Origin of the sequence: uncultured Sphingomonas sp., from assembly GCF_946477935.1 — a bacterium.
Taxonomy (GTDB): Bacteria; Pseudomonadota; Alphaproteobacteria; order Sphingomonadales; family Sphingomonadaceae; genus Sphingomonas.
Map to the genome: position 1 here is coordinate 1 of NZ_CAMLAC010000212.1, position 6,371 is coordinate 6,371.

The 6,371-nt window shown below is 67.4% G+C and carries 10 protein-coding genes; 3 read left to right on the top strand and 7 right to left on the bottom strand.

Going from position 1 to position 6,371, the window contains the following annotated elements; all coding sequences use genetic code 11:
• Positions 1–60: 60 nt before the first annotated feature.
• Positions 61–813 (bottom strand): LytTR family DNA-binding domain-containing protein, encoded by a 753-nt coding sequence (locus Q0U08_RS16530; RefSeq protein ID WP_298092697.1) that lies wholly within the window; start codon positions 811–813, stop codon positions 61–63.
• A 149-nt stretch (positions 814–962) separates the two neighbouring features.
• Between Q0U08_RS16530 and Q0U08_RS16535 the strand changes: the two genes are divergently transcribed.
• Complete coding sequence (locus Q0U08_RS16535; RefSeq protein ID WP_298092699.1) at positions 963–1,499, top strand: DUF2306 domain-containing protein; 537 nt, start codon at positions 963–965, stop codon at positions 1,497–1,499.
• Positions 1,500–1,503: 4 nt separating this feature from the next.
• Here the strand turns inward: Q0U08_RS16535 and Q0U08_RS16540 are convergent, their stop codons facing one another.
• From Q0U08_RS16540 to Q0U08_RS16560, 5 genes are all read right to left on the bottom strand, one after another.
• Entirely contained in the window at positions 1,504–3,096 is a 1,593-nt protein-coding gene (locus Q0U08_RS16540; protein WP_298092700.1) for a cisplatin damage response ATP-dependent DNA ligase, read from the bottom strand.
• Positions 3,097–3,110: 14 nt separating this feature from the next.
• Positions 3,111–3,296: a DUF1328 family protein gene (locus Q0U08_RS16545; protein ID WP_298092702.1), complete on the bottom strand. Its 186-nt coding sequence runs from the start codon at positions 3,294–3,296 to the stop codon at positions 3,111–3,113.
• An 81-nt stretch (positions 3,297–3,377) separates the two neighbouring features.
• Positions 3,378–3,875: a DNA starvation/stationary phase protection protein gene (locus Q0U08_RS16550; protein WP_298092703.1), complete on the bottom strand. Its 498-nt coding sequence runs from the start codon at positions 3,873–3,875 to the stop codon at positions 3,378–3,380.
• A 104-nt stretch (positions 3,876–3,979) separates the two neighbouring features.
• Positions 3,980–4,534, bottom strand: coding sequence for a TMEM165/GDT1 family protein (locus Q0U08_RS16555; RefSeq protein WP_298092704.1), 555 nt, complete (start codon positions 4,532–4,534; stop codon positions 3,980–3,982).
• Positions 4,535–4,556: 22 nt separating this feature from the next.
• Positions 4,557–4,874, bottom strand: a complete 318-nt coding sequence (locus Q0U08_RS16560) for a hypothetical protein (RefSeq protein WP_298092705.1) — start codon at positions 4,872–4,874, stop codon at positions 4,557–4,559.
• Between the two features lie 174 nt (positions 4,875–5,048).
• Here Q0U08_RS16560 and rpmG point away from each other — a divergent pair, with 174 nt between their 5' ends.
• The gene (gene rpmG, locus Q0U08_RS16565) at positions 5,049–5,216 is read left to right on the top strand and encodes a 50S ribosomal protein L33 (protein WP_007407030.1); all 168 of its coding nucleotides are present in this window, start codon (positions 5,049–5,051) and stop codon (positions 5,214–5,216) included.
• Positions 5,217–5,656: 440 nt separating this feature from the next.
• On the opposite strand, the gene rpoZ is transcribed toward rpmG, so the two are convergent.
• Positions 5,657–6,001 (bottom strand): DNA-directed RNA polymerase subunit omega, encoded by a 345-nt coding sequence (gene rpoZ, locus Q0U08_RS16570; protein ID WP_298092707.1) that lies wholly within the window; start codon positions 5,999–6,001, stop codon positions 5,657–5,659.
• Positions 6,002–6,120: 119 nt separating this feature from the next.
• Here rpoZ and Q0U08_RS16575 point away from each other — a divergent pair, with 119 nt between their 5' ends.
• Positions 6,121–6,360, top strand: a complete 240-nt coding sequence (locus Q0U08_RS16575; protein WP_298092709.1) for a hypothetical protein — start codon at positions 6,121–6,123, stop codon at positions 6,358–6,360.
• The last annotated feature ends 11 nt before the right edge of the window (positions 6,361–6,371 follow it).

The following is a 6,371-nucleotide window of genomic DNA, read 5'->3' on the forward strand; positions in this document are numbered from 1 at the left end:
GCGTTCGGGGCGTCGCGGACAGCCTCTACCCCCAGCTTGCAGGGGGGGGCTCTATCCAGCCTAAATCCATCCCTCCGCCGCCAGCGCGGAAACCGCCCCCCGCGCCACCGGCGCCTCCACACCGCCCGGCAACACTAGCCGATAATTCCGCCCCTCGCGCCGCACGCCTTCCACCGCGCCCCGCGCGACCCACCAGCTCCGATGCACCTGCGCGCCCACAAGCGGCGCCGTCTCCGCCACCGCGTCGCGCATCCGCATCAGGATCAGCGCCGAGCCATAGGCGCCGTGCGCCCGGACATAATGGTCCTCCATCTCCAGCGCATGCAGCACCGGCCCGAACCCCGGCGGCAATCGATCGAGCAATGCTGGCCCAACCGGCGCTGCCACCTCAGCGTCCTCCACGATCGCCGCAGGTTCACGACGCCGCCGCGCGATCCACAACATAGCCGTGCCGATCGCCCCGATCACCGCCACGTTCACATACAGCGCCAGCGCCTGCTCCAGCGTCGGCCAGCGCCTGGTATAGCCGATCCGCCCGACCACCCACACCACCGCCGTCATCGGCACGCTCGCCACCGCACAAGCCGCCGCCCACATCGCCGCCTCCGGCAAGGCCAGCCGCACCGCCACCCGGCTCGCCACCAGCATCGCCGGATGATAGATCGCATAGCCCGCGATCATCAGCGCCATCCAGTACACCAGCCGAAACGCGAAGCTCGCGCCGAACGTCCCGAACGGCCCCAGCAGCGCCAGCAGCAGCCCGATGGCGAGCATGATCGACAGATCGACAACGAGGCGGCGGACCGGCGGCATGACGAGGGCGAGTCCTACCGCCCGTTCACGCTTCGCGAAATGGCAAAGCCGCGCGGCTCACGTAGCAGGCGGCCGGTCCACGCATCCGCGCTGGCGAACGGGTGGCCTCAAGACAGGATGGCCCGGCACCGCCAGCAAGGATATCGTCGATGACCAGCCTCACCCTGCCCCTCGCATCCCCGCCCCGGCGCAACGCCCGCGACCTCTCGCCCGCAATGCGCCTGGCCGTGCTGGTCGCCGGCGGCACCCTCAGCGCGATGGCGGCGGTGGCACTCGGCCGCGCCGCCCTTGGCCTCGCCCCCGCCGCGCCGGCGATCCGCGAGGTCGCAGTGGCCCTCCACCTCACCACCGTGCTCCCCGCCCTGCCCCTCGGCCTCTACCTGCTGCTCGCGCGCAAGGGTGGCCCCCGCCACCGGATGCTCGGCAAGCTCTGGGTCGCGCTGATGCTCGTCGCGGCCCTGTCTGCGCTCGGCATCCGCCACCTGAATCACGGGCAGTTCAGTGCGATCCACCTGTTCGTGCCGCTGACGGTCATCGGCCTGTGGCGTGCCGTCGCCACTGCGCGGTCCGGCCGGATCGCCACGCACCGCACCACCATGGTCGCGCTTTATCTCGGCGGTCTGATCGGCGCCGGCGCCTTCGCCTTCGCGCCCGCCCGCATCATGGGTCTCTGGCTGTTCGGCTGACGGGTCAGGTCACCATCCGCCGCAGCGTCTCGATCCGGTCCGCTTCCGCGGCGGGCTTGTCGAGGCGGATGCGCGCGATCCGGGGAAAGCGCATCGCGATCCCCGATTTGTGCCGCTTCGATTCGTGGATCGAATCGAACGCGATCTCCAGCACCAGCGTCTTCTCCACCTCGCGCACCGGGCCGAAGCGCTGCACCGTCGCCCCGCGTACGAACCGGTCCAGTTCGCGCAGTTCCTCGTCGGTGATCCCCGAATAGGCCTTGCCGACCGGCAGCAACTCGCCCTCCTCGGTCCAGCAGCCGAAGGTATAGTCGCTATAATAGCTCGACCGCCGCCCGCTGCCGCGCTGTGCATACATCATCACGCAGTCCGCGGTCAGCGGATCGCGCTTCCATTTATACCACAGCCCGGTGCGCCGCCCCGTCACATAGGGCGAGTCGCGCCGCTTCAGCATCATGCCCTCGATCGCCGCATCGCGCGCGGTGGCGCGCATCGCCTCCAGCGCGGTGAAGTCCGGCGCCTCGATCACCTGGCTCAAATCGAACCGCTCGGGGTCCAGCGGCGCGGCGAACGCCTCCAGCCGCTTGCGCCGCTCCGTCCAGGGCAGCGGCCGCAGATCCTCGTCCCCGTCGAACAGGATGTCGTACAGCCGCACGAACGCCGGATAGTCCTCCAGCATCCTGCCCGACACGGTCTTGCGCCCCAGCCGCTGTTGCAGCGCGTTGAAGCTGGCCGCACCGCCACCTTCCTCCAGCGTGCCGCCCTGATGCTCGCCCTTGACCAGCAATTCGCCGTCCACCGCGCCGATCCCGGTGAAGGCGGCCGCGACATCCGGAAAGCTGCCCGTCACATCATCGCCCGTCCGGCTGTACAACCGCGTCGCGCCCGCGACATGGACGATCTGGACGCGAATGCCGTCCCACTTCCATTCCGCGGCATAGTCGGCCAGGTCGACCCGTAGATCCTCCAGCGGATGCGCCAGCATGAAGGGCCGGAACACCGGCACGTCCGCCGGGGTCGGCTGCGCGCCCGTACCCTCCGCCCAGGCGAACAACGTGGGGTATGGCGGCACCAGCCCGTGCCACACCTCCTCCACCGCATCCACATCCAGCCCGAACGCCTCGGCCAGCGCCGTCTTGGCCAGCCGCGCCGACACGCCGATCCTGAGCGACCCCGTCGCCATTTTGAGGAGCGCAAAGCGTTCCTCCGCATCCAGCCGGTCGAGCATCCCGGCCAAGGCCGCCGGTGCGTCCGATCGCGACAGATGCATCAGCCGGTCGACCACATCCGCCACCGACAGCGGCGCATTCTCCACCGGCCGGTCGGGTTCGGGCCACAGCAACGACACCGTCTCCGCGGTATCGCCGACATAATCGCGGCTCATCCGGAACAGCACGGGATCGACCCGCGCCTCGATCAGTGCGCGGATCAGCGCCGGCTTTACCGCCGGCAGATCCAGGTCGCCGGTCAGCGCCGCCATCGCCCAGCCCCGGTCCGGGTCGGGCGTGGCGCGCAGATAATCGGCGATCAGCCTCAGCTTGGCATTGCGCGACCGCGTGTAGATCAGTGAATCGAGAAGCGCCGCAAAGGCCTGCATCGCCGCGCCGCTCGTCAGTCGATCGCGTTCTTCACCGATTTACCGGCGACCAGCCCCAGCACCAGGAAGATCACGAACAAGGCGAGCGCGATGAAGAACAGCACCTTGGCGATGCCGACGAACGCGCCACCGATCCCGCCGAAACCGAGCGCACCCAGGATCAATCCGAGGATCAGAAAGGTAATGGCAAGTTTCAGCATGGTGGTTCCTCCTGACCGTTATGTCTCCACAACCGGTCAGGAGGTCGTTGCGTTCCCGACATCGGGTCCGCCTCGAAAGCCTCACCCGTTGCGGCTGGCTTCGAACAGGAACCAGGCACGCTCTTCGGCCTGGTCGGTCCATTCATCGACGATGCCGCTGGTCGCGTTGTCCTTCGCCTCTTCGGCGGCGTCCTTAACCGTGCGGAAGCGATCGACCAGCTTCAGATTGTCGTCGCGCAACTCGGCCAGCATGTCGCCGGCACCCACGAAATCGCGATCATTGTCGGCGATCGTCTGGCGACGCGCGATGTCGCCGATCGAGCGCAGCGTGACGTTGCCGGTCTTGCGCACCCGCTCCGCGATCGCATCGGTCACGCTCAGGATCTGCGCGGCCTGATCGTCCAGCAACAGGTGATAGTCGCGGAAGTGCGGCCCCGAGACGTGCCAATGGAAATTCTTGGTCTTCAGATACAGCGCATAGCAATCTGCCAGCGCACCGTTCAGCGCGTCGGCGACGCTGGCGGTGTCGTTGCGGTTCAGGCTGCTCGGCGTTTCGAGCGCCGGATTGGTATCGGCCATCGGAAAGCTCCCGGATGATGGTTGGAATTTGTTGCGTGAACGATCCGATGGCCGAATGGCTCCGATCCGTCCACGTGCAAAACCCACGCTGTTTGATCGACTCGCTAGATCAACCGCAATCCGGACAGCCCGAATATCACGCCCAGCATCAGGCATATGACCGCCCCGCCCTGCCGGATGCGGCCCCGCGGCAGACGGCACCAGTCGCGCTCGCCCATCACCGCCGCTGCACCCAGCACCACGATCCCGCCCAGCGTCGCACCCGCCACCGCCATCCAGGGCATCGTCGACCGGATCGCGATCGCGCCGACCACGAACTGCAGCCCGTCGCCGAAGCACAGGATGAACAGTCCGAGCAGACTGGTCGCGAACCCGCCCAGTCGCCAGTTCGCCAGTCGCTCCGGCGGCTTGTGCGCGAATAGCGCGCCCCCGCCCTGCAACAGCAACGCCATGGCCAGCAACAGGTCGCGCGCCGCCGGCGTCAGCATCCCCGCGATCGCCAGCCCGGCCGCCACCGTGATCCCGCTTGCCGCCGCCAACGCAATCAGCGCGGAGAGCATCACCGTACCGGGCGCGCGGTAGCGATCCGCCAGGATCGCCGCCAGCCAGGCGGGCCGGTCCCCGGCCTGCACCACCAGCGCGGCGACCAGCGCCGCCATCAGCGCATCCATCAGCGACGCATCAGGCGGCCAACCGCACCGAACAGGCCGCGGCAAAGGCATGCGCGGCATCCAGATCGTCGCGCCCGCTCGCCACCGCCTCGTCCAGCATCGCCAGCCAGCCGTGCAGCAACGGCCCGCGCTCCCCGCGCGCCAGCGCGTGGTCCAGGAAATGCGCGACCGTGACGGCGGGCGCCATGCCGTGGCGATGGGCGATGCGGCGGATGGCATCCACTTCCGCTGCCATGTCCGCGACTGTCGCATAGGGCGCCCGGACGTCCAACGCCGCGATTCGCGCCGCAAGCGCGATACGAACATTTTCCTGCGACTCGCCCGGCATCCCCTGTCCTCTCTCGTCCTGTTCTGCTGTGAGTTATGTCACACACCCCGTAAAGGGGCGTTTAAGATGCGCCAAAGCTTGACTCACGCGACGGCATGCGCCATGCGCCGCGGCTGATAGGAGCGGCGGCGCGTGCTGCCGCTTTCGCATTTTCAAGCTTACAGGATTCAGGTCATGGCAAAGCCGACCACCGTCAAGATCAAGCTCGTCAGCTCGGCCGACACCGGCTTCTTCTACGTCACCAAGAAGAACCCGCGCACCAAGACCGAGAAGCTGAGCTTCAACAAGTATGATCCCGTCGTGCGCAAGCATGTCGAGTTCAAGGAAGCCAAGATCAAGTAAGCCGAACCGGGCGGCCCGTCCGCCCGCATGGCTGCCTGACGGCACCGACAAGCCGCGATCCCGCCCGGGATGCGCGGCTTTTTGGCGTTCGGCGAAGCCCAGCCCTTCTCATGATCTTGAGCTGGATGCCATCGGATCGATCCAACCCCTCCCCGTTCGTCTCGAACAGTCGTCGAGAAGCGGCAAAGCCGCGTATCGAGACGAGGTATCGAGAGCGTATGGCGCTGCCTCGATACCGCCGTTCGCCCTGAGCGAAGTCGAAGGGCATGCGAGCCACCTGGCCTTCGACTTCGCTCAGGCCGAACGGATGCTGCGTCGGGTTTCACGCACGATGCTTCAAGCGCGTGAAGCTCGCCTTCGCCCTTTCATCACAACGACAAGCAAAAAGGGCCAGGGCATCGCTGCCCCGGCCCTCTTCGGGTTGCCATCACGAAAGCCGATCAGCCCTCGTAATCGGCGCCCAGATTCTGGTTGCGCGGCGGCGCGGCCGCGGTCAGGCGCAGCGCCTCGGCCGAGGCCTGGAGGTTGCCGACCGCATCGACCTCATCGTCATCGTCCATCTGCACGCGCTGCAGGCCGCTGATGACCGATTCTTCCAGATGCGAAGGCCGCACCGTCTCTTCGGCGATCTCGCGCAGCGCGACCACCGGGTTCTTGTCGCGATCGCGATCGAGCGTAAGGTCCGCTCCGCCCGAAATCTGCCGCGCACGCTGCGCGGCGAACAGGACCAGATCGAACCGGTTGGGAATCTTGTCGACGCAATCCTCGACGGTGACGCGCGCCATGCCGTGTCCTTCTTGAACAACGATGGGATGAAAGCGCAGCGCTTAGGCCCATCGCCGGCAAAAGTCAAAGATTGCGCGCAATGCAACGCAGGGGGCCGCCACCTCGTTACGCCCGGGATATGTCCGACGATGCCGGTTCACCACCCGATTCCACGCCCCAGCCGGTGTTCACCGTGGAGGGCAACCGGCTGACCCTGCTCGATACGGGCCCGCGCCGGCTGGATGCGGTGCTCGACCTGATCGATCGGGCACGCCGCTCGCTGCGCATCCTGTATTATATCTATGCGGATGACGATGCCGGCCGCCGGGTCAACGCCGCGCTGATCGCCGCCACGCGGCGCGGCGTTGCGGATCGCTGATCGTCGACGGG